This is a genomic window from Mycobacterium sp. NGS17, assembly GCF_059813205.1.
The window spans coordinates 1-21,467 of sequence record NZ_JCALED010000010.1; the positions used below are offsets into that span (position 1 = coordinate 1).

Here is a 21,467-nt window from a genome sequence, read left to right on the forward strand (position 1 = left end):
AAAACGTGTTGCCATGTCGGCTGTCTCCTATCGTGAAGCTTCAGTTCGCCGAAGTCTTAACAGTTGTACTTAATGCCGTGGTGGCCGCGTTGTAAAGAGATTACGGCGCCCCGGTTAATTGCTCGCCTCAAACGGGTGACAGGTACCCCCTTCTTGCCATATCAGCGGTCCGCTCTCAGACGACAACCTGTTTGGGCATGACGATCGGCTTGAAGCCGTACCGCGGTCCGGTGCCATAGGCGCCGGCGCCCTTTGCGGCGGCCGCCATTCCGGGCATACCGGGCATCGCCGCGACCGGCTCGGCCTCGGCCGCCGCCGTCCACCCCGAGCCCGCCAGGGGAGCGGTGGAGGAAGCCGCCGACGCCGCGGGCGCGGCCGCCGACCAACTGGCCGGCACCGACAGGCCGCCGACCGCCGAGGCTTCACCCACCGCGGCCGACGCCCCGGCGCCGGTCACCGAACCCACCATCGTGCCGGGGATCATCCCGCCGGCGAGCGGCGTGACAGAGTCGGTCAGCGCGAAGGGGATCGATGGCACGGTACCCAGGGTGTGCCCGAGTGATACGGCCGTCGGGATGGCGTTCATGGTGAACCAGGCCCCGGTGTTGACCGCGCCGTTGATGGCGTTGAAGACGGACGGCGTGCCGAGGAAGTTGTCGATCGAGGACAGCAAGCCGTCGGTGGTGAAGGGGAGGGTCGGGGCGGCCGCGGCCGCATTGGAGATGGGGGCCGCCAACGCCTGGACCGTGCCGCCGGTTGAGTCCGCGGCGAGGGCGGTGCTGTCCGCGGCCGCGGCACTAGCCGGGTTGACAGCCGACGTCAGTGGCGTGACGGGCGTCAGGACCCCGGCCGCGGTTGAGGCGGCCTGGTACGCGCCCATCGCGGTGGCGTCTTGAACCCACATCGCCTCGTACTCGGCTTCCAGCGCAGCCACCTGCGGAAGCGTGAAGGGCAGCCCCGCGAGTGCGGCGTAGAAGGCGGCTCTATTGGCATAGACCAGCGCCGGGTTCACCACGCCCATGTATGCCGCCTCGAAGGCTGCCGCCGACGCCGTGGCCTGTGCGCTCGTCTGCTCGAGCGTCGTCGCCGTCTCGGTCAGGTAGGTGATGATCGGCTGGGCCGCGGCGGCGGCCGCCGCCGACCCACCGCCGGTCCAGCTCTCTGTGGTCAGCAACGAGATGATCGACTCCCACTGGGTCGCCGTCGAGCTCACCTCCGCGGCCAGGTTGGCGTACGCCGCCGCGGCCGCCATGAGCGGCGCCGCGCCCGGACCGGTGTAGACGAGCGTGGAGGTCAGCTCTGGCGGCATGGCGGCAAAATCAAAAACCATTTGTCTTCTCGCTCCCTTTATCCGTTCGGAAACTGCTTCGCTTAACCGTGCTCGCTGCTTAGACGGTCGCCGCTTTCGGCATGACGATCGGTTTGACGCCGTAGCGCGGCGCGCCGAAGCCGGCGCTGTTGCGCGCGGCCGCGCCCATCCCGGGCATCCCGGGGATGATGGTCCCCGCGCCGGCCTGCGGTGCGGCGGCAGTCCAGCCCACCGTCTCCAGCGGCGCAGCGCTGGTGCCGACGACCGGGGTGGCCGAGCCGGCCCAGGTCGGCGGCACCGACAATTTGCCGACCATGGTGGCCTGTCCTGCTGCGGCCATCGGCGCGCCCAGGCCTGCCATGCCGCCGCCGGCCATGGGCGCCATCGGCGCTGTCGAGTCGGCGAGGCCCGCCGCGTCGGCGGCCGAACCGGCGGCGTCGGCCGCAGAGGTGTCGAGCAGACCGCCACCGGCCAGACCTAGCAGGTCCGACCCCGCAGACGCCCAGTTACCGGCGCCGATGTTCAGGATGTTGGCGCCGTTACTCGAAAGGCCGAAGATCCCGCCGAGCATGTTCGGATTGGTGCCGTTGCCGGTGCTGCCGAGCAGGTAGGAGAGGAAGTCCAGCGGAGTGTTCGAGGGTGTGGCCGCAGCGGCAGCGAGAGGAGATGCGGCACTCGAAAGCGTGGCCTGGGCGGCGTTGATGGCTTCGGTGTCCCCGTAGCTGCCGGAGCTGATGCCGAGGGTTTGCGCGTAATTCTGCAGAAGGGTCTGCGCCTCCGCGGCGATCGTTTGGTACTGGGTGCCGTACGCCGAGAAGATTGCCGCTTGCTGAACCGACACCGGGTCTGCTGCGGCGGGCGCGATGACCGTCGTCGCCGCCGCGGCGCCCGCGTTCTGCGCCGCCAGATTCGTGTTGATGCCCGAGAGCAGCCCCTCGGCGGCGAGCATCTCTTCGGTCTGTGTTGTCAGAAAAGCCACGGTTGCTCCTAAGCTGGAACGAGCCGACCACATGTGCTGGTCGACCTGTGTGTTTGCGTAACGGCCCCTGTGCGTTGGCGTAACACTAACGAGCCACACGTCCACGTTCCCGGCCTAAAGGGCCAGGTTGACAGCCGTTTACGGCTTTTTAACGATGGAGCCGGCAGTTTTAACACGGCCTTGCCGGATGACATAGCGGCGTCATCTGTCATCTGACGGAAAGCCACCGTTAAGGCGAGCGGGCGCGGATCTTAGCCCAGACTCATCCCGAATGCATCTTGCGAATTTGTGGCGATTCGAGCGGGATGCGATGCCTTGAATTCGGCGGCGGCGCGCTAGATTCGCCGCCGGGCCCCCATAGCCCAATTGGCAGAGGCAGCGGACTTAAAATCCGCCCAGTGTCGGTTCGAGTCCGACTGGGGGCACCAAGTTTGCCGGGAACCGCGCGGCCGCTCTGCTCCGCGTGGTCGCCCTAATCTCCCCGGTTGCCGCCGTTTCCCTTGCCGTGCCCTTTGCCGGGGCCGTGCAAGGCGGGGACCGGCGGCTGTTGCGGGGGCGGGGAAGGCGGTGGCGCGGCGCTATTGACAGGGACCGGCGCCGGCGTGCTGGTGGTGGCGGGCTCCTGGGGTGCGTGCGAGGACGACGCGTCAAGCGCGAGGGCGAGCGGCACCAGGATCAGTACCGCCACGACCGCCATGATGCCCAGCAACTTTCTCCTGCGGCTCGTCGTCGAATCGACCAGCGCCGGGAAGAAAGTGTTCGTGGGCCGGCCGGCTACCGGCACTTCCAGCAGCTTGGTGGCCGGATAGGGTGGCGCCGCGACCGGCATGGCTGCGGCCGCGTTGCGACCGTGGTGCAGCTCGGCGCGCATCTCCTCGGCACTACCGAACCGCTGTCGTGGGTCGTGCGCCATCGCGCGTTCGATCAGCGTGATCAGGCTGGGTTCGACGTCGGGTCGCAGCCCGGCCAGCCGCGGCGGGCGTCCGTGCAGAATGGCCCCGGCCAGCGCCGCCATATTCTCCTGTGGGAACGGGCGGTGCCCGGCGAGTGCTTCGTAGCCCACCACGCCGACCGCATACAGATCGTCACCCACGCACGCAGGCGCCCCGGCGAGTCGCTCGGGGCTCAGATAGGCGATGGTGCCGAGGATCTGGCCGGTGAGCGTCTTGGTGGCTTCCGGAGTCTTGGCAATCCCGAAGTCTGCAACCTTCATGGTTTCGCCGCCCGCGGCAAGCAGAATGTTTCCGGGCTTGATGTCGCGATGCAGGATGGCGGCGCGGTGCGCTTCAGTCAGCGCCGCCAGGACGCTGTCGAGCAATGCGTGGACCCGCTGCTGCGAGAGTGGGCCCTGGCGCACCTCGTCAGCCAGGGTTCCGCCGGGCAACCGTTCCATCACGATGAACGGCCTGCCGTCGTGCTCGCCGGTGTCGTAGATCGCGACGATATTCGGATGGTTGAGCGCCGCGGCCGCGCGGGCCTCCGCATCAAACCGGTTCCGCATGCCGCTCTGGGCGCTCACGTCCGGATGCATCAGCTTGATCGCGACCGGTCGGCGCAATCGGGTATCCCAGCCGTCGCAAACCTCGGCCATGCCACCACGACCCAGCCTGCCGCGCACTTCATAACGGCCGGCGAGCAACACGCGGGTGTCCATTCGCCCTGCTAACTCCGTGCCCCTGCGGTCACAATCGTGCCGTCGTTTACCCGAACAGCGACGGCTCAAAACGCTCATCCCCGACCCGCACGCGCAAGCGCACAAACACGTACCCACACCAGGCGATGTCGTTTGCGATGAACGGAATTTCGCGGTGCGTCATCGCGCGCACAGAATCGGCGGGCGCAGTAAGTTCGTCGTACCGTTGGGCGATCCGCCACCGCGAAGGAGCAAGCGCCGAAGTGACCGAGGATTCGCGGGTCGACGGTGTCAGCCGTCAATACGATCGGTGGGAATATCCGCCTCCGGTAACCGATCTCGCGGCGTGGACGTCTAATCACTGGGATTGGTTCGACCCCTATTGGTCCCACCGGATGCTGTGGCCCGATCGGGACTACAAAGCGGACTTGGACATTCTCGTTGCCGGATGCGGCACCTTCCAGGCGGCCCTGCTGGCCTACATGAACCGCGGCGCCAGAGTCGTCGCGATCGACGTCAGCCAGTCTGCGCTGAATCACCATCGGCAGCTGAAAGACAAGCACGGTCTGGACAACCTGGAACTGCATCTGCTTCCGATCGAAGAGGTCTCGGCGCTCTCCCGCGACTTCGACCTCATCGTCTGCAGCGGCGTCCTGCACCATATGGCCGATCCGCTGGCCGGGCTCACGGCGCTCGGCCAGTGTCTGCGCCGGGACGGGGCCCTAGGCGTCATGCTCTACGCGAAGTACGGCCGAATCGGCGTCGACATGCTCGAATCGGCGTTCCGCGACCTGGGGCTGTCCCAGGACGCCGCGTCGGTGCAATTGGTTGTCCAGGCGATCGCGACGCTACCTTCCGACCATCCGGTCCGCTCCTACCTGCAGGCTGCCCGCGACCTGATGTCCGAGGGTGCCCTTGTTGACACCTTCTTGCATGCCCGCCAACGCAGCTACACCGTCGACGAATGCCTGGACCTGGTCGCGTCGGCCGGGCTGGCGTTTCAGGGCTGGCTGCGCAACGCGCCGTATTACCCGCACGACTTCGTCGCGCCGGCGAGCCAATTCCAGTCGCTCGTCAACCAGCTGCCCGACACCAAACTGTGGTCGGTGATGGAGCGGCTGCAGCCGGCGAACGCCACCCACTTCTTCCTCGCCTGCCGCCCCGAACGCCCGAAAGCGGGTTATGCGGTCGACTTCTCGGCGCCGGCTTGCCTCGACTACGTCCCGCTGCTGCGCACCGCGTGCCTGCTGTCCGGCGAGACGATCCACCTGCCGGCGCGACGCTGAAACTCAACCCGGCCCAGTTACCCTTCGTTCAGCACGTCGACGGCCGTCGCACGATCACAGAAATCATCGACTGCGTGGCGCGGCGCGGCGACGTCAGACCGCAAGATGGAGAGCGCGTGCAGGAATTCGGGCTGGCACTGTTCCGCTCGTTGTGGCGGCTCGACTTCCTGGCGATGGCGCTCAACACGCCGGCCCCCGCGTAGACCCGGGTTAGGTTGCGGCGCAAGGTTTTTGAAAGTCCTGCGTGCCACGGCCGGCCGCCGTGTTCGGCGCGCGGACCAATACTTTGGGTTAGCCGCCGACGGCGCCGCAAAGCGCCACTCATACACTGACGCAGCATGGGGATGCTGTTCGGCCTCGCGCCGTGGATCGTGTATTGGGTGCTCGTCGGTAACGTTCCGTTCGTCGCGGCCGTGCTGGTCGCCCTGGCCATCGCCGCCGCCAGCCTGGGCGTGGGGGGTGCGGTGGGCAGGAAATGGCAGTTCTTCGATTTTGCTTCCGTCGCAGTGCTTTTGATTCTCGCCGTCCTGGCCTTCACGCTCAGCGAGTCGTTCCTGCAGCGGTGGATCCTGCCGCTGAGCAACGCCGGGATCTTGCTGGTGACGCTCCTCGGGGTGCTGGTTGGCAAGCCCTTCGTGGCCGAGTTCGCCGCGGCTGAACAAGCTCCCGACGTCGTCAAAACCGAGCTGTTCGGCCGGGTCGTCAAGATCCTCAGTTGCCTGTGGGTCGCAACTTTCGCCGGGATGACGGTGTCGTCGGTCATCCCGTCGGTCGCGCAAAGCTCTACCGGGACCACCGCGGCCTGGATGCTGGACACGAAGACCCCGCTGTCGTTTCTCTGCTACTGGATCATTCCCTTCGGGCTGCTGGGGCTCGCGGCGGTGGCGTCGCGGCTGCTGCCCGACCGATTGCTCGTCGGCATCGACGACGTCGCGCGGGAGACCTCGTTTGTCGCCTACGACGAAGCCACCATCGATGAGCTCTACTTCCTGGCCCAGGAGCACGCCAACCGCGAGGTCGGGCCCGGCAAGGAGGCTTACGCCGTCAAGGTCGGCGGGATGGGAACTCCGCTGACCGGAGACGAGTCCCGAAAGTCGTGGCCCTCGACCTACAAGGTGCGCGACAAGCGGCACTGAAAACCCGCGGCGCGCTACGTTGGTTCTCGGCGGAGCGGACCGACTGCAGCGGCGCTCCGCATCCGGGTGGCGCGGGAGTGCCATCGGAGCGGAGACGAGGAGTCGTGATGAACGCATTCAGCGCGGACGCCATCCGCGCAGAAACCATCACCATCGCCGGCCACGGCGGCGACGAGATCGAGGCGTACCAAGCCGTGCCGTTGGCACCGGGCTCGCGGGGCGGCGTGGTGTGGATCCACCACATGCCCGGATATGACCGGGAGACCAAGGAGTTCGTCCGCCGCCTCGCCGTCAGCGGCTACAACGCGGTGGCGCCCAACCTCTACTCGCGGGAAGCGCCGGGTGCCGCGCCCGATGACGCGGCCGCCGCGGCGCGGGCGGCGGGCGGAGTGCCCGACGAACGATTGGTCGGCGACGTCGCGGGCGCGGTCGAGCACCTGCGCTCGTTGGCCGGCGCCAACGGCAAGTTCGGTGTCATCGGGCACTGCTCGGGCGGACGCCACGCCTATCTGGCGGCCTGCTCGCTGCCCTTCGACGCGGCGGTGGACTGCTACGGGGCGTTCATCGTCGAGGACCCGCCCGAGGGCATGCCCAAGGTGATGAAGCCGATCCTGGATCTGGCCGCCAGTCTCAGCTGTCCGCTGCTCGGCTTGTTCGGACTCGATGACCGCTTCCCGGCCCCCGCTGCGGTGGCCACGCTGGATGCCGAGCTCAACAAGGTGGACAAGCCGCACGAATTCCACTCCTACGAGGGCGCGGGTCATTCGTTCTTCTCGGTCGACCGGCCGGCGTACCGGCCGGAGGCCGCGGTGGACGGCTGGCGGCGCATCGACGAGTTCTTCGCCACCTACCTGAAAGGCTAGGCACGCGCCATGTGCACCTATCTCACCGAACATGTCGAGATCGACGGCAGCGGCAAGGGCGCGACGGGATGGTTCGGCGCCGACCGCGCGACGGTATACGTCGACCATCCGGTGCACGCGCCCTACGGTCACACCGTCAACATCGACGTGATCAATCCGCAGCTCGGCCCGTCGGCGCGGGTGGCCCTGGAATTGACCGAGGAGAGCGCGCTCGCGCTGGCCGACGCCATCCGGAAGGCCATCGGTCACGCACCCGCCGGGCTGGCCTCCAAGAACCAATAGGCCACGCGATGACCGACTACCCGCAGATGGCCGCCGAGCGGGGCAGGATCGAACCCGCCCCGCGCCGGGTCCGTGGTTATCTCGGCGATGCCCTGGTGTTCGACACCACCTCCGCGCGGTACGTGTGGGAAGTCCCGTATTACCCGCAGTACTACATCCCGCTCGACGACGTCCGCTCGGAGTTCCTGCGCGACGAAAACCACGCCCAGAAGGTGCAATTCGGCCCGTCGCGGTTGTACTCCCTGATCGGCGCCGGCCAGACGTACGAGGCCGCGGCGCGGGTGTTCGACGCCGACGGCGACGGCCCGCTGGCCGGTACGGTGCGATTCGAGTGGAATCCGTTGCGCTGGTTCGAAGAAGATGAGCCGATTTACGGTCACCCACGCAACCCTTATTCGCGCGTCGACGCCCTGCGTTCGCACCGGCACGTCGTAGTGGAACTCGGCGGAATCACCTTGGCCGACACCAGTTGTCCCGTTCTGCTATTCGAAACAGGTTTGCCGACAAGGTATTACATCGATCCGGCCGATGTCGCCTTCGAGCACCTGGAACCCAGCGTGACGCAGACGTTGTGTCCCTACAAGGGAGTGACGTCAGCGTATTGGTCGGTGCGAGTGGGATCCGCCGATGAGCAAGACTTGCGGGCGGACCTGGCGTGGACCTATCACTATCCGCTTCCGGCGGTCGGACAGATCGCCGGTCTCATCGCGTTTTACAACGAGAAGGTCGACATCACCGTCGACGGGGTGAGGCTGGCGCGGCCGCAGACGCAGTTCAGCTAGCGTCGAGCGGTGTGATCTATCCCTCGTCGGCCGACAAACCTGAGAATTCCGTACTTCTGTACCGATATCGCCCTCACGTGGGCTGTTAGCGGCGCGGGCGAAATCCGCCGGAAGCGGGTTTGCCTGACTTTCGCTACGGGTAAGCGACTGCGGTACAGCTCGATTGGAAGTCTGAGCAGAACCTGAGTACGCGGAGTGACGTAGCTAACGTCGAGCACTTCGAACCGCGGTGGGGCGATTTTTGGCCAGTAGACTACCGAAAACCAGTCTCGTCAGCGCCTTTCGGTGCTGAAAGCCGGTGATTCCGGAAGGCCAGTCCGTCGCACACGTATCGGCGGCTTCGCCTCCGCGCCGAAACACACAGCAAAGGCGGTGCCAGCGTGAACGATGTGAACGGCCCAACGGCCGCGCACGGCGATCGAGACCGGCGAGTCTTCGAGCTCGACACCACTTCGGTGAGGCGAGTCCCGTTGCACAACGGTCCGATCAGCGATCTCGACATCAGCCCCGACGGGCGCAGGCTGGTCGTCACGAATTACGCCCGCGACGTGGTTTCGGTCGTCGACGCCCACACGTGTCGCGTCTCGAGCATCGTGACCGAATTGGCCGAACCGTTCGCGGTCGCCATGAGCAGTGCGGACTCCAACTATGCCTACGTCAGCACCGCGACCCCCGGCTATGACGCCATCGACGTCATCGACGTCGTCACGAGCTGGCGCATCGCCACACACCAGCTCGCGAACAGCGTGAGCGGCCTGGCGGTGAGCCCGGACGGAAATTATCTCTACGCCAGCCGGAACGCGGTTCGCGGCGCCGATGTGACGGTGCTGGACACCACCACCGGCGAGCTCGAGGTCATCGACCTGGCGACCGCGCCGGGCGCCACCACCGCATGCGTGCGGATCAGCGCCGACGGACGCCGGCTCTACGTCGGCATGAACGCCCCGACCGGCGGCAGTCTGGCCATGATCGAGACCCGGACGCGGTCCGACAATCGCCGGGTCGGCGGACGGTCGCGCATCGTCGGCGTCGTCGATCTCGGTCTGCCTGTCCGCGATGTGGCGTTGAGCACCGACGGCGGCACGGCGTACGTCGCGAGCTGCGATCCGGTCGCGGGCGCGGTGCTCGATGTGGTCGACACCCGGTCCAACAAAATCGTCGGCACTCACAAGGTCCCGGAGATCACCGGCCCCCTCACCCGGATGACGCTCAGTCGTGACGGCGCGCGCGCCTACCTGGTCAGCGACGACCGCATCACGGTGCTGAGCACCCGCCAGCAGGATGTCGTCGGCGAGGTCACGCTGTCCAAGAACCCGTCGTGCGTGGTCGAAAGCCCCGACGGCGGCCATCTCTATGTCGCCGACCACTCCGGTGTGGTCACCGCGGCGCGGATCGCCTCCGCGACACCGACGCAGACCCACCGCGGGGCGCATTACCCGGACCTGTCGATTGCCGGCTGGCTGCCGGAACTTCCGGAGTGGGAGCCCGTCCTGGCCTAGCCCCGCCGCAGGGGCGGGCCCGGCGCGCCGGGTGTGAACCGTGGGCGTTCGGTGCGAACGTGCGGCAATGCCTAGGCCCAAAGCTGCCCCGGCCGAACGGGATCCACGCAGTCGACCAGCAGTCTCCTCAGGTGCTGCCACGCGCGCCGATTTCAGGCTTAGGGTAGAGGCGGCCGGCGGCACATGCGGTGCCGCGCCGAGAGTAAGGCGGTAGCTCAGTGGACGGCACGATGCAGGACTTTCCGTTGACCATCACCGCGATCATGCGTCACGGCTGCACGGTGCACGGGGAGCGGACCGTCACGACAGCCACCGGGGATGGCTACCGGAGCACGACCTACCGGGAGCTCGGCCAGCAGGCCGCGCAACTGGCGAATGGCCTGCGCCGGCTGGGCATCACGGGTGATCAGCGGGTGGGCACCTTCATGTGGAACAACGCCGAGCACCTCACCGCATACCTGACATTGCCGTCGATGGGTGCCGTCCTGCATACGCTCAACATCCGGCTGTTCCCCGAGCAGATCGCCTTCGTCGCCAACGAGGCCGAAGACCAGGTGGTGCTGGTCGACGCCGCGCTGGTCAAACTGCTCGCACCCGTGCTGCCGGACCTGGAGACGGTGCACACCGTGATCGTCGTCGGCGACGACACCGATCCGCTGCAGGGGTCCGGCAAGACCGTGCTGCGCTACGCCGACGTCCTCGACGCCGAGTCCACCGAGTTCGACTGGCCACACATCGACGAGAACTCCGCGGCCGCGATGTGTTACACCAGCGGCACCACCGGGAACCCGAAAGGCGTTGTCTACAGCCACCGTTCGAGCTATCTGCACACCATGGGCGCGTGTACCACCAACGGCATCGGCGTCGGGTCGACCGACAGCGTGCTGCCCGTGGTGCCGATGTTCCACGCCAACGCCTGGGGGCTGCCGTATGCGGCGCTGATGGCCGGCGCCGATTTGGTGTTGCCGGATTGCCACCTCGATCCGCCGTCGCTGGTCCGGATGATCGAGGACTTGAAGCCCACCGTGACCGGCGCGGTGCCGACCATCTGGAACGGCGTTTTGCACCACCTCGAGGACGAGCCCGACCACGACCTGTCCTCGTTGCGGTTGGTGGTCTGCGGCGGCTCGGCCGTCCCGATTTCGCTGATGCGCACTTTCGAGGAAAAGCACGACGTGCAGATTCGTCAGCTGTGGGGCATGACGGAGACGTCGCCGCTGGCCACCATGGCGTGGCCCCCACCGGGTACCAGTGCGGATCAGCACTGGTCCTATCGCGGGACGCAGGGCCAGCCGGTCTGCGGGGTGGAGATGCGCATCGTCGACGACGAGGGGCAGGTGCTGCCCAACGACGGCAACGCCGTCGGTGAGGTCGAGGTGCGCGGGCCGTGGATCGCCGGCTCGTACTACCTGGGCCGCGACGAGTCGAAGTTCGACTCCGGCTGGCTGCGCACCGGCGACGTGGGCCGCATCGACGAGCGCGGATTCGTCACCCTGACCGACCGCGCCAAGGACGTCATCAAATCCGGTGGGGAATGGATCTCATCGGTCGAGTTGGAAAACCTCTTGATCGGCCACCCGGACGTGCTCGAGGCCGCCGTCGTCGGCGTTCCCGACGAGCGCTGGGAGGAACGGCCGCTCGCGGTCATCGTTGCCAAAGAGGGCGCATCGGTGAGCGCCGACGAGCTGCGAAACTTCTTGGCCGACAAGGTCGTTCGATGGTGGCTGCCCGAACGGTGGACCTTCATCGACGAGATTCCCCGCACCAGCGTCGGCAAGTACGACAAGAAAAGCATTCGGTCGCGATACGCCGCGGACGAATACCAGGTGATCGAGGCGCGCTGAGCTGAAAGGCTGGACCCCAGTGGCACATTCGCTCGTCGTCGACCAATCCGTGGTGGCCCCGGTCGAGGTAAGGCACGCGTTTGACCGGACGCTGCCGATTCCGCTCCCGACCCTTTTTCACCGCTGGTACGGACCGTTCCCCCCAATCAGGGAAGTGCGCGGACAGACCGGCGCCTGGGACGCGGCGGGCCAGACCCGCGTGGTGCACCTGGCCGGCGGCGCCAGCATGCGCGAGGAACTGACCAGCGTCGACCCGCCACGGTCGTTCGGCTACCGGCTCTCCGAAATCACCGGCCCGATGGCCATGCTGGTCGACCACATCCTGGGCGAATGGATCTTCACACCCGCATCGGGTGGCACCGCTATCACCTGGCGCTGAGACATCCACCCGCGCTCGGCGCTGACGGCCCGGGCGCTGCCGCTGCTGGGCATGATGTGGAAGGGTTACGCGCGGCGCGCGCTGCGTCACCTGTCTGCCTTGCTGACGGGTTGACCGTCGAGCGCTAGCGTGGAAAGCCATGTGCCGACTCTTTGGCGTACACGCCGGGACCCACGCCTGCACCGCGACCTTTTGGCTGCTGGATGCGCCGGACAGCCTGGCCGAACAGAGCAGAAGAAATCCGGACGGCACCGGCCTGGGCGTCTTCGACGAGCACGGCCGGCCGCACGTATACAAGGAGCCGATAGCTGCCTGGCAGGACGCCGAATTCGCGACCGAGGCGCACCGGATGACCGGCACGACCGTCATCGCCCACGTCCGCTACGCGACCACCGGATCGCTCGACATCCACAACACCCACCCGTTCCTGCAGGACGGGCGGATCTTCGCGCACAACGGCGTCCTCGAGGGATTGGACATCATCGACGAGCGCCTGCGTGAGGTCGGCACCGACGATCTGGTGTTGGGCGACACCGACTCCGAGCGCGTCTTCGCGTTGATCACCGGCGCGATCCGGGCGCGCGACGGCGACATCACGGCCGGCCTCACCGACGCTATGCGATGGCTCGCCGAGCACGCCCCGATCTATGCGGTCAACGTATTGCTGAGCACCGCCACCGACATGTGGGCGCTGCGATACCCGGAGACCCATCAGCTCTACATTCTGGATCGATCCGGCGATAGGGGTTCGCGCGATCCCGAATTCGACTTGTGCACCAAGAGGATTCACGCCCGGTCGGAGCATCTGTGTGAGCGGCCGTCGGTGGTGTTCGCCACCGAGGTGATGGACGACGAGCCGCGCTGGCGGCTGCTGCCGGCCGGCGAACTCTTCCATGTCGATGCGAATCTGCAAATCCACCGCAGCATGATCCTGCCCGACCCGCCCGAACATCTGCTGCGCCGCGAGGACCTGAGCTCGCCGGTGGAGGAATCGCAGCACGCCCTGCCGAACACCCGGCAGCTGGCGTGATCCGTGCTGGCAAGGTGAACGGCATGACAACCAAACGCGCGTTGGTGCTTGCCGGCGGTGGGATAGCGGGAATCGCCTGGGAGACAGGTGTTCTGCGGGGCATCGCCGACGAGTCGCCGACGGTGGCCCGGCTGTTGGGCGAGTCGGACGTTTTGGTGGGGACGTCCGCGGGCTCGGCCGTCGCGGCGCAGCTGAGCAGCGGCCGCACACTGGACGAGCTGTTCGACCGCCAGGTCGCCGAGTCGTCGGCAGAGATCGATTCCGGGGTCGACATCGAGACCATCACCGAACTGTTCCTGACGGCCCTGGGCGAGCCGTACGAGGAGACACTGGACAAAACACGCCAACAGATGCAGCGGATCGGGGCCGTGGCGCTGGCGACCAAAACCGTTCCCGCGCCGGTGCGCCGGGACGTGATCGCGCGTCGCCTGCCGTCGCACCGCTGGCCGGATCGCGACTTGCGGCTCACCGCGATCGACGTCGAAACCGGCGAGCTGACCGTGTTCGACCGCGATTCCGGTGTCGACCTGGTCGATGCCGTCGCGGCCAGCTGCGCGGTGCCCGGGGCGTGGCCGCCGGTGACGATCGGCGGCCGCCACTACATGGACGGCGGGGTCGCCAGCTCCGTCAACCTCGCGGTGGCCACCGACTGCGACACCGCTGTGGTGCTGGTGCCCGCGGGCGTCGATGCGCCGTCGCCGTTCGGTGCCGGGCCGGCCGCCGAGGTCTCGGCGTTCCCCGGCGCCGCCTTCGCCGTCTTCGCCGACGGCCAATCGCTGGCCGCCTTCGGGCCCAACGCCCTGGATCCGGGCTGCCGCATCCCGTCGGCAGTGGCCGGGCGCGCGCAGGGCCGCCGCGAGACCGCGGCCATCGCCCACTTCCTGGGGCTATGAAAGTGCCTGGCGCACAACCGAGTTGAGAGTGCTCAGCGCTGGATCGCGGGTGGGACGTCCTGGTCGTCCTCGACTTCCAGTGCGTCCAGCGCCTCGTCCGCCAGCGCGCGGCCGACGGCAATCACCTCCACGGCCCGGTGGAATTCCAGGGCCCGGCACGTCGACCGAGGGACCTCGATGTGCAGGTCGGGCGGGTAGACCGCCAGCGTGTGGCGCGCCAGCGCGGCCTGGGCGATGTCGATGGTCCGGTTCATCACCTCGAAGCTGCCCAGTTTCGGCACCTCGGTGCCCGCACCGGGCAGTTCGGCGGCGTCGTCAACCGGCTGCTCGTCGTCCGGGGTGTCCGACCAGTCGTCCGGTTCGCCGGCCGGCCCGCCCAATCTGCTCAGCACCGCCCGGGCGGTCGGCCGATCGAGCAGCGAACGGGCGGCGGCGGTGTCGAGCAGCGCGGAGGTGCTGCGCACCATGCGGGTCAACCACTCGATGGTGGCGCCGGGTTCCGGCTCGCGGTTGGCGATCGTCTCGCTGCCGGACAGGCTCACCGCGATGGTCAGGTCGGCGTTGACCGCGGCGAGCGGGGCCATCGGCAGCGGATCCAGGATGCCCCCGTCTGCGAGTAGCCGACCGTCGACAGCGTGGGGTGCGATCACGCCGGGGATCGCGATGGACGCCCGGATCGCCTCGTCGAGCGGGCCGCGCTGAAACCACACCGACTTGCCCGCCAGCAGGTCGGTCGCCACCGCCGTGTAGGGGACGGGCAGTTCTTCGATGGCGACCGGCCCCAGGATGTCGCGCACCGCGTCCAAGATCTTGCCCGCCCGCATCACGCCGGCCGCGCTGATGGACGGGTCCAGCAGCCGCAGGATGGTGCGCTGGGTCAGCGACTTCGCCCAGTCGGCGAACTCGTCGAGCCGCCCGGCCGCCTGCAGGCCACCGACCAGGGCACCCATCGACGAGCCGGAGACGCCGACGATGTCGTAGCCCCGCGCCGTCAGGGCCTCGATCACCCCGATGTGGGCGTAGCCGCGGGCGCCGCCGCTGCCGAGCGCGAGTGCCACCCGGGTCGGTTCGGATCGACGCGGAGTCTCGTCAGGCACCCCTCCATTTTGCGCGGACGACGTTGCCCGGCGGGCGGCGCGGGCACTTTTTTCACCCGTGATCGCAATTGCGCGGCGGCGAAGAATTGCCGGGACGCGCCGCTACCCGCATTCGTCGTTCGCGGCCGCCCGCGCGGCGACGATCACGGCGGCCTGCCGCGCCGGCGTCAACGTCGACCACGGCGCATTCCAGCTGCCCGCGGTGCCCGACGGCGACGCCTGGACCATCGACAGATACGGCTCGAACAGCGACGCGCCGGTCTTGGGTTGCGCGTCCATCCACTCGTGCGCGGCGTGACAGGCCTGGTAGTACTCCTCCTCGGTCGAGTCGGCGGGGACGTCGACCCTGGTCGTCACGCCGGCGGGGGACAGCCCGACTGAGCCCGGCGGCGCTGAACGCGGGCCGTTGGGATTGCCGGATTGCCGCGTTGGCGGCCCCGAGGGGGCACCGCTGTGGGAACCGTGCGCGCACCCCGCGACGGCCAGCGCCCCGGCTGCGGCGACAACCACACACCACCGCCGGGACCGATCGCCGCTGAAGCGCACGCTCTCAATCTATGCAACACTGGCGGCCGTGATGGAGCGCTTCGGATTTTGCGAGTGTTGTCGGCCGTAACACGCCGCCGCTTGTCCCATCCGTTTTCCGTCCTGGAGCCCTCCGATGTCTGTGCCCGTCTTCACCGCTGCTGCCCCGCGCCCGCGGCCCCTTTCCGCCCCGTCCTCCGGTCCCACCCGGCTGCGCGTGCCCGATTTGCTTTACGCGACCGACCGGGCCGCCGACGATGTGCTCAGCGGGCGCTGCGACCACCTGTTACCGGAGGGCGGCATACCCGAGTCGCGGCGCTGGTTCACCCGGATCCACGGCGACGAGGAACTCGACGTGTGGCTGATCAGCTGGGTGCCCGGGCAGCCGACCGAACTGCACGATCACGGTGGCTCGCTGGGCGCATTGACCGTCCTGTCCGGATCGTTGAATGAATACCGTTGGGATGGAAGGGCGTTGCGGCGCCGTCGGCTCGACGCAGGCGATCAGGCCGGGTTCCCGTTGGGCTGGGTGCACGACGTGGTCTGGGCGCCGCGGCCGGTCACGGTGCCCGTTTCCCGGCCCGTCGCGGAGGCGCCCGGCGTCGGCGCCGCGGCGGTAGGGCCAACCCTGAGCGTGCACGCCTACTCGCCGCCCTTGACGGCGATGTCGTACTACGAGGTCACCGACCGCAAGACGTTGCGGCGCGAGCGCACCGAACTGACCGACCAGCCGGAGGGATCGCTTTGAGCCGCATCGACGTCGTGTTGAGGTCCGCCCGGCGCCGGTTTCGCCGCCTGCCCGCGGTCGAGGTGCCCGACGCGCTGCGCCGCGGCGCTGTGCTGGTCGACATTCGGCCGCAGGCCCAACGTTTTCGCGAGGGCGAGGTGCCCGGGGCGCTGGTGATCGAACGCAACGTGCTGGAGTGGCGCTGCGATCCCACCAGCGAGGCCAAGCTGCCCGAGGCCGTCGGCGACGACGTCGAATGGGTGATCCTGTGTTCGGAGGGCTACACGTCCAGCCTGGCGGCGGCCGCGCTGCTGGACATCGGCCTGCATCGCGCCACCGACGTCATCGGCGGCTATCACGCGCTGGCCGGGGCCGGCGTGCTGAGCGAGCTGGCGGGGGGCGCTGTCGATCCGGTGTTCGCGGACACCGGCGGCGCCGCCCGCCGCTGGCTCTAACCCGTGTCGCCGGAGTGCAGTAGCGGACGCAGTTTCGCCGTCTTGTCCGGCGTCCAGCCGGGCGGTGGCAGCACGGCCGCCCAGCCGTCGGCGACGTCCGCGACATAACGGTGGCCGTGCCCGTCGGGTACGTCCACCGCCACGGCCATGTCGGCCGAAACCTGGAGGAAGGTGACCACCGGAATCCAGCGCGTCTGAGGTAGCACGTCATAGCCGCGCGGTTCGCTCAGCCAATCGGGCTTGCTGAACAACAGGTCCGGCGTCCACCAGGCGATCGGATCCGACGCGTGCTGCAGATACACCACCCGCGGGTGATCCCACGGCGCGTTGGGGCGCGTCAAATTCTTTGCGCGGGCGACGAATCGGACGAACCGACCATCCTGGTAGATCGGTAACCACTCCGGCGATCCGCTGTCACGCGTCGACGTCAGATCGGTCCAGATGGTGTTCTTGAAGGTCGGTCCGCTGAACAACGCCCCGTCGGTGCGCGCCAGCACATTGTTCAAACTCAAAAACGGCGCTTCGCCGCCGAACGATCCCAGGCTCTCGCCGAACACGACGAGCTTGGGTCGCTGCGCCTCGGGCATTTGGCGGATCAGCTTGTCGACGGCTTCGAAGAGCGCCTGTCCGGCGTGCCGGGCGTTTTCCTTGTCCACCAGGAACGACAGCCAGCTCGGCAGGAACGAATACTGCATGCTCACGATCGCGGTGTTGCCGTTGTACATGTACTCCAGCGCCGAGGCTTCCGCCTCGTTGATCCAGCCGGTGCCGGTGGTGGTGCCCACCGCGACGACGGCGCGCTGCAGTCCGCCGGTGCGCTGCAGTTCCCGGGCCGCCAGCTCCGCGGCCGCGGTGATGCCCTTGGACGAGTCCAGCCCGGCGTAGGCCCGGATCGGCTCGACCGCGGGGGTTCCGTTGAACGCGGTCAGATCGGCGAGCTTCGGTCCGCCCTCGATGAAGATGCGCCCTTGGTGGCCAAGGGATTCCCACGACACCAGCGACTGGGGCCCACCGGAGCGCAGCGGGGTTTTCGGCGCGGCGCTGTCGGGGCTCATCTCGTCGTTGGCCGAGGCGAAGGTGTCGTTCATGGTGCGCATGGCGAACTTGAGCACGACACCGTTGAGCACGGCGACGGTCATGACCACGAGCGTGACGACCACGATGGTCGCCGAAAGCCGAAACGGAACGAACCGGTCCACCTGGCCGACCAGAAAGCGCACCAGCCAGCGGGTGAACTGGCCCAGTTCGACCACCGTGAACAGCACCACCAGCGACAAGACTCCCGCCAGCGGGTAGTCGTACCACTGCAAATGCGCCACGCCCATCAGGTCGCGCACGTCGTCCTGCCACACGTGGAACCAGATCGCCATCAGCACCTGGCCCACCACGCCGATCGGGATCAGCACCTTCCATGCCCACGATGGCGGCGGCGGACTGTGATCCTTCTCGCGCATGAACCGCACCAGCCAGACCGAAAAGACCCCCAGCCCATAGCCGATGGCGCCGGAGAGTCCGCTGACCAGCCCCTGGAACGACGGGCCGCGCGGAAGCAGCGAGGGGGTCAGCGAAAGCCAGATGAAGATCAGGCCGACCGCGGTGCCCGTAAACGTGTAATGCCTTACCCACCAAGGCCTTTCAGTCCACGGCAGGGTGGGCGCCGCGCGCCCGGCTCGTGGCGCCGGTGCCCGTTGCGGTGCGACGTCCGGCTCGGCCTTCTCGGCGACGTCGGCCGCGGGCTGCTCCGCCTCGGTGGGTGTCGCGGAAATCGGCTCGCTCATCCAGGCGTCCTAGCGGTGGGTGAAGTTCGGCGGGCGCTTCTCGACAAAGGCCGCCATCCCTTCGGACTGATCCTCGGTTGCGAAAGTCGAGTGAAACAGCCTGCGCTCGTACAGGAGTCCCTCGGCCAGGGTGGACTCGAAAGCGCGGTTGACGGCCTCCTTGGCCATCCTGGCCGCCGAGCGCGACATCTGCGAAATGGTGGTCGCGACGGCCTTGGCCTCGGTCAGCAGATCGTCGGCCGGCACCACTCGCGAGACCAGGCCGCTTCGTTCTGCTTCCTCGGCGCCGATGGTCCGGCCGGTCAGGATGAGGTCCATGGCCTTGGCCTTGCCGATTGCGCGGGTCAGCCGCTGCGAGCCGCCCATGCCGGGTAGCACACCCAGTTTGATCTCGGGCTGGCCGAATTTCGCCGTGTCGGCGGCGATCAGCACGTCGCACATCATGGCGAGCTCGCAGCCGCCCCCTAGTGCGTGCCCGGCCACCGCGGCGATGGTCGGGGTGCGGACCGCGGCGAGCTTGCTCCACGGAGCGAAGAAGTCGGCGCCGAAGGCGTCGGCGAACGTCAGCCCGGCCATCTCCTTGATGTCCGCGCCGGCGGCGAACGCCTTGGCCGAGCCGGTGATGATGATCGCACCGATGCCCGGGTCGTCGTCGAAATCGGCTGCCGCGCGGGTGACTTCGTTCATCACCTGGGTGTTGAGCGCGTTGAGGGCCTTCGGCCGGTTAAGGGTGATGATGCCGACCCGCTCTTCGCGTTCGACGAGGATGGTCTCGTAGTCTGCGTCTGCCATCTACAACCGCCTTTCTAGAAGCTCAAGTCGTCGTCGACCGGGGTGAAATACGCCTCGACGTCGGCCGCGGTGACCGCGGACAGCAGCGGCGGTGACCACTTGGGGTTGCGATCCTTGTCGATGAGCTGTGCGCGGATGCCCTCCACCAGATCGTGTGAGCGAAGCGACGCCGAGGACACCCGATAGTCCTGTGTCAGAACGTCTTTGAGTGTCCCGAGTTCGGCGGCGCGGCGCACCGCCTCCAGGGTCACCGACAGCGCGATCGGGGAGCGGGTGGCGATCAGGTCGGCCGCGTCGTTGGCCGGCCCGGTTCCTCCTTTTTGGTGGGCCCGCAGACTCGCGATGATGTCTTCGACGGTGTCGCCACCGAAGCATTCGTCTATCCAGTCTCGTTGCGCGGCAAGCTCACTGGGCGGCGGCTCGACGGCGTACTTCTCGAGCGCCTTGCCGACGCCGTCGGTGACCACCGCGCGGCGGAACGCCTCGACGTCCCCGTGCGGGACGTAATGGTCGGCAAAACCCATGGCGATGGCGTCGGCGCCGGAGAACGGCGCCCCCGTCAGCGCCGCGTGCAGGCCCAGCCCGCCGGGGGCCCGCGACAGCAGATAGACGCCGCCGACGTCGGGGATGAAGCCGATGCCGACCTCGGGCATGGCGATCTTGGAGGTATCGGTGACCACCCGGGTGTTCGCGTGGGCGCTGACGCCGACGCCACCTCCCATCACGATGCCGTCCATCAGGGCCACGTACGGCTTGGGGAACTCGGCGATCTGCGCGTTGAGCAGATACTCGTCGCGCCAGAAGCGTCGCGCCTCGACCCCGTCCTTGCGCGCGCTGTGATAGATCGAGACCACGTCGCCGCCGGCGCACAGTCCGCGTTCGCCGGCGCCGGAAAGCACGACCGCGCCCACGGCGTCGTCGTCCGCCCAGCCGGTGAGGATGGCGCTCAGCGCGTCAACCATCTGCTGATTCAGCGAGTTGATGGCCTTGGGGCGGTTGAGGGTGATCGAGCCGACGCTTCCCTCGACTCGGGTCAGAACCTCATCGGATTCGTCGGTCACGCCCTCGCCTCCCATCGCCGCTCCAGCCCCGAGCAAGAAATCTAGATCGTCACGACCGGCGCGGTACCCGCGGGTAAGGGTTATCTTTAACGCGACGACAACGGCGCAGGCCATATCCACCCCCGAAACGCCCAGGTCCGCTGGGAACCGGGGTGCAACGCCAATCGTTGAGATTGTGTTCGCACAGCTCGAAGCCAATTAGAGAGGATCCGACGGTGCGGGAGACAAGCAACCCGGTATTTCGTTCGCTGCCAAAGCAGAGGGGCGGATACGCGCAATTCGGCACTGGCGCGCCCCCGATGCAGGGCTATGGCTATGGGGCCGACCCCTACGCGGCTCCGTATCAGGCTCCGTATCAGGAGGCCAAAGCTTCGCGGCCGCTGACCATCGACGACGTCGTCACCAAGACCGGCATCACGCTGGCCGTGTTGGCGGTCTCCGCCGTGGTCTCCTACTTCCTGGTCGCCCGCGACGTGGCGCTGGCCATGCCGCTGGCCCTGGTCGGCGGGCTGGGCGGTCTGGTCCTGGTGCTGGTGGCCACCTTCGGCCGCAAGCAGGACAACCCGGGCATCGTGCTGGGCTACGCCGTGCTCGAGGGCCTGGTCCTGGGCGCCATCTCGTTCGTGTTCGCCAACTTCTCGGTGTCGAACGCCAACGCCGGGGCGCTGATCGGTGAGGCGGTGCTGGGCACCTTCGGGGTGTTCTTCGGCATGCTCGTCGTCTACAAGACCGGGGCCATCCGCGTGACGCCCAAGTTCACCCGAATGCTGGTCGCCGCGATGTTCGGCGTGCTGGCCCTGATGCTGGGCAACTTCGTGCTGGCGATGTTCCACGTCAACGGTGGTGCCGGCCTGGGGCTGCGCAGCGGCGGTCCGATCGCGATCATCTTCTCGCTGGTGTGCATCGGCATCGCGGCCTTCAGCTTCCTGATCGACTTCGACGCGGCCGACCAGATGGTCCGCGCCGGCGCGCCGGAGAAGGCGGCCTGGGGCATCGCGCTGGGCCTGACCGTGACGCTGGTCTGGCTGTACATCGAGATCCTGCGTCTGCTGAGTTACCTGCAGAACGACTAGCTCCGCTACAGAGAAAAACCGGCACGCCGCTTTGCGTGCCGGTT

19 protein-coding genes, 1 tRNA gene and 2 pseudogenes are annotated in these 21,467 nt (G+C 67.8%); 14 read left to right on the forward strand and 8 right to left on the reverse strand.

Features of this window, described 5'->3' with window-relative positions:
• Positions 1-175: 175 nt before the first annotated feature.
• Together AC5Y7E_RS20050 and AC5Y7E_RS20055 are read right to left on the reverse strand one after the other, a co-directional pair.
• Complete coding sequence (locus AC5Y7E_RS20050; protein ID WP_499918394.1) at positions 176-1,330, reverse strand: PPE family protein, SVP subgroup; 1,155 nt, start codon at positions 1,328-1,330, stop codon at positions 176-178.
• Positions 1,331-1,388: 58 nt separating this feature from the next.
• Complete coding sequence (locus tag AC5Y7E_RS20055) at positions 1,389-2,288, reverse strand: PPE family protein, SVP subgroup (protein ID WP_499918393.1); 900 nt, start codon at positions 2,286-2,288, stop codon at positions 1,389-1,391.
• A 351-nt stretch (positions 2,289-2,639) separates the two neighbouring features.
• On the opposite strand from AC5Y7E_RS20055, the gene AC5Y7E_RS20060 reads away from it, so the two are divergent.
• A tRNA-Leu gene (locus tag AC5Y7E_RS20060) sits at positions 2,640-2,716 on the forward strand.
• Positions 2,717-2,760: 44 nt separating this feature from the next.
• On the opposite strand, the gene AC5Y7E_RS20065 is transcribed toward AC5Y7E_RS20060, so the two are convergent.
• The gene (locus AC5Y7E_RS20065) at positions 2,761-3,942 is read right to left on the reverse strand and encodes a serine/threonine-protein kinase (protein ID WP_499918392.1); all 1,182 of its coding nucleotides are present in this window, start codon (positions 3,940-3,942) and stop codon (positions 2,761-2,763) included.
• 242 nt (positions 3,943-4,184) lie between these two features.
• Here AC5Y7E_RS20065 and AC5Y7E_RS20070 point away from each other — a divergent pair.
• From AC5Y7E_RS20070 to AC5Y7E_RS20115, 10 genes and pseudogenes are all read left to right on the forward strand, one after another.
• Positions 4,185-5,410 (forward strand): annotated as a pseudogene (locus AC5Y7E_RS20070) (methyltransferase).
• 135 nt (positions 5,411-5,545) lie between these two features.
• Positions 5,546-6,343 (forward strand): hypothetical protein, encoded by a 798-nt coding sequence (locus AC5Y7E_RS20075; RefSeq protein WP_499918390.1) that lies wholly within the window; start codon positions 5,546-5,548, stop codon positions 6,341-6,343.
• Positions 6,344-6,450: 107 nt separating this feature from the next.
• Positions 6,451-7,206: a dienelactone hydrolase family protein gene (locus tag AC5Y7E_RS20080; protein ID WP_499950513.1), complete on the forward strand. Its 756-nt coding sequence runs from the start codon at positions 6,451-6,453 to the stop codon at positions 7,204-7,206.
• A gap of 9 nt (positions 7,207-7,215) precedes the next feature.
• Complete coding sequence (locus AC5Y7E_RS20085; protein ID WP_499918385.1) at positions 7,216-7,488, forward strand: DUF6295 family protein; 273 nt, start codon at positions 7,216-7,218, stop codon at positions 7,486-7,488.
• 8 nt (positions 7,489-7,496) lie between these two features.
• Positions 7,497-8,270, forward strand: a complete 774-nt coding sequence (locus tag AC5Y7E_RS20090) for a DUF427 domain-containing protein (RefSeq protein WP_499950514.1) — start codon at positions 7,497-7,499, stop codon at positions 8,268-8,270.
• A 380-nt stretch (positions 8,271-8,650) separates the two neighbouring features.
• Positions 8,651-9,769 carry a WD40 repeat domain-containing protein gene (locus AC5Y7E_RS20095; protein WP_499950515.1) on the forward strand — a complete coding sequence of 373 codons (1,119 nt, stop codon included), beginning with the start codon at positions 8,651-8,653 and terminating at the stop codon, positions 9,767-9,769.
• Between the two features lie 218 nt (positions 9,770-9,987).
• Positions 9,988-11,613: a long-chain fatty acid--CoA ligase gene (locus AC5Y7E_RS20100; protein ID WP_499950516.1), complete on the forward strand. Its 1,626-nt coding sequence runs from the start codon at positions 9,988-9,990 to the stop codon at positions 11,611-11,613.
• Between the two features lie 19 nt (positions 11,614-11,632).
• Positions 11,633-12,106, forward strand: a pseudogene (locus tag AC5Y7E_RS20105) (SRPBCC family protein).
• Positions 12,107-12,131: 25 nt separating this feature from the next.
• Positions 12,132-13,022: a class II glutamine amidotransferase gene (locus AC5Y7E_RS20110; protein ID WP_499950517.1), complete on the forward strand. Its 891-nt coding sequence runs from the start codon at positions 12,132-12,134 to the stop codon at positions 13,020-13,022.
• Positions 13,023-13,045: 23 nt separating this feature from the next.
• A complete protein-coding gene (locus AC5Y7E_RS20115; protein ID WP_499950518.1) occupies positions 13,046-13,915 on the forward strand; it encodes a patatin-like phospholipase family protein in 870 nt (289 codons plus the stop codon).
• A gap of 32 nt (positions 13,916-13,947) precedes the next feature.
• Here AC5Y7E_RS20115 and AC5Y7E_RS20120 read toward each other — a convergent pair whose 3' ends face one another.
• Together AC5Y7E_RS20120 and AC5Y7E_RS20125 are read right to left on the reverse strand one after the other, a co-directional pair.
• Entirely contained in the window at positions 13,948-15,012 is a 1,065-nt protein-coding gene (locus tag AC5Y7E_RS20120) for a patatin-like phospholipase family protein (RefSeq protein ID WP_499918377.1), read from the reverse strand.
• Between the two features lie 102 nt (positions 15,013-15,114).
• On the reverse strand, positions 15,115-15,558 hold the full coding sequence (locus AC5Y7E_RS20125; protein ID WP_499918376.1) for a lipoprotein LpqV: 444 nt from the start codon (positions 15,556-15,558) through the stop codon (positions 15,115-15,117).
• A 115-nt stretch (positions 15,559-15,673) separates the two neighbouring features.
• Between AC5Y7E_RS20125 and AC5Y7E_RS20130 the strand changes: the two genes are divergently transcribed.
• Positions 15,674-16,285 carry a cupin domain-containing protein gene (locus tag AC5Y7E_RS20130; RefSeq protein ID WP_499950519.1) on the forward strand — a complete coding sequence of 204 codons (612 nt, stop codon included), beginning with the start codon at positions 15,674-15,676 and terminating at the stop codon, positions 16,283-16,285.
• Complete coding sequence (locus AC5Y7E_RS20135; RefSeq protein WP_499918373.1) at positions 16,282-16,719, forward strand: rhodanese-like domain-containing protein; 438 nt, start codon at positions 16,282-16,284, stop codon at positions 16,717-16,719. Before AC5Y7E_RS20130 ends, AC5Y7E_RS20135 begins: the two co-directional genes overlap by 4 nt.
• Here the strand turns inward: AC5Y7E_RS20135 and AC5Y7E_RS20140 are convergent.
• From AC5Y7E_RS20140 to AC5Y7E_RS20150, 3 genes are read right to left on the reverse strand one after another with little or no spacing between them, the layout of a single operon-like run.
• Positions 16,716-18,497 (reverse strand): alpha/beta hydrolase, encoded by a 1,782-nt coding sequence (locus AC5Y7E_RS20140; protein WP_499918372.1) that lies wholly within the window; start codon positions 18,495-18,497, stop codon positions 16,716-16,718. The two genes, AC5Y7E_RS20135 and AC5Y7E_RS20140, sit on opposite strands and share 4 nt — an antisense overlap.
• Before the next feature lie 9 nt (positions 18,498-18,506).
• Positions 18,507-19,289: an enoyl-CoA hydratase gene (locus AC5Y7E_RS20145; protein ID WP_499950520.1), complete on the reverse strand. Its 783-nt coding sequence runs from the start codon at positions 19,287-19,289 to the stop codon at positions 18,507-18,509.
• Between the two features lie 14 nt (positions 19,290-19,303).
• On the reverse strand, positions 19,304-20,350 hold the full coding sequence (locus AC5Y7E_RS20150) for an enoyl-CoA hydratase/isomerase family protein (protein ID WP_499950521.1): 1,047 nt from the start codon (positions 20,348-20,350) through the stop codon (positions 19,304-19,306).
• 215 nt (positions 20,351-20,565) lie between these two features.
• On the opposite strand from AC5Y7E_RS20150, the gene AC5Y7E_RS20155 reads away from it, so the two are divergent.
• Positions 20,566-21,423: a Bax inhibitor-1/YccA family protein gene (locus AC5Y7E_RS20155; protein ID WP_499950522.1), complete on the forward strand. Its 858-nt coding sequence runs from the start codon at positions 20,566-20,568 to the stop codon at positions 21,421-21,423.
• Positions 21,424-21,467 lie beyond the last annotated feature (44 nt).

Coding starts and splice junctions, on each gene's coding strand:
- AC5Y7E_RS20130 (WP_499950519.1), top strand. CDS start 15,674: ATGTCTGTGCCCGTCTTCACCGCTGCTGCCCCGCGCCCGCGGCCCCTT.
- AC5Y7E_RS20050 (WP_499918394.1), bottom strand. CDS start 1,330: ATGGTTTTTGATTTTGCCGCCATGCCGCCAGAGCTGACCTCCACGCTC.
- AC5Y7E_RS20080 (WP_499950513.1), top strand. CDS start 6,451: ATGAACGCATTCAGCGCGGACGCCATCCGCGCAGAAACCATCACCATC.
- AC5Y7E_RS20090 (WP_499950514.1), top strand. CDS start 7,497: ATGACCGACTACCCGCAGATGGCCGCCGAGCGGGGCAGGATCGAACCC.
- AC5Y7E_RS20075 (WP_499918390.1), top strand. CDS start 5,546: ATGGGGATGCTGTTCGGCCTCGCGCCGTGGATCGTGTATTGGGTGCTC.
- AC5Y7E_RS20145 (WP_499950520.1), bottom strand. CDS start 19,289: ATGGCAGACGCAGACTACGAGACCATCCTCGTCGAACGCGAAGAGCGG.
- AC5Y7E_RS20140 (WP_499918372.1), bottom strand. CDS start 18,497: ATGAGCGAGCCGATTTCCGCGACACCCACCGAGGCGGAGCAGCCCGCG.
- AC5Y7E_RS20085 (WP_499918385.1), top strand. CDS start 7,216: ATGTGCACCTATCTCACCGAACATGTCGAGATCGACGGCAGCGGCAAG.
- AC5Y7E_RS20115 (WP_499950518.1), top strand. CDS start 13,046: ATGACAACCAAACGCGCGTTGGTGCTTGCCGGCGGTGGGATAGCGGGA.
- AC5Y7E_RS20110 (WP_499950517.1), top strand. CDS start 12,132: ATGTGCCGACTCTTTGGCGTACACGCCGGGACCCACGCCTGCACCGCG.
- AC5Y7E_RS20065 (WP_499918392.1), bottom strand. CDS start 3,942: ATGGACACCCGCGTGTTGCTCGCCGGCCGTTATGAAGTGCGCGGCAGG.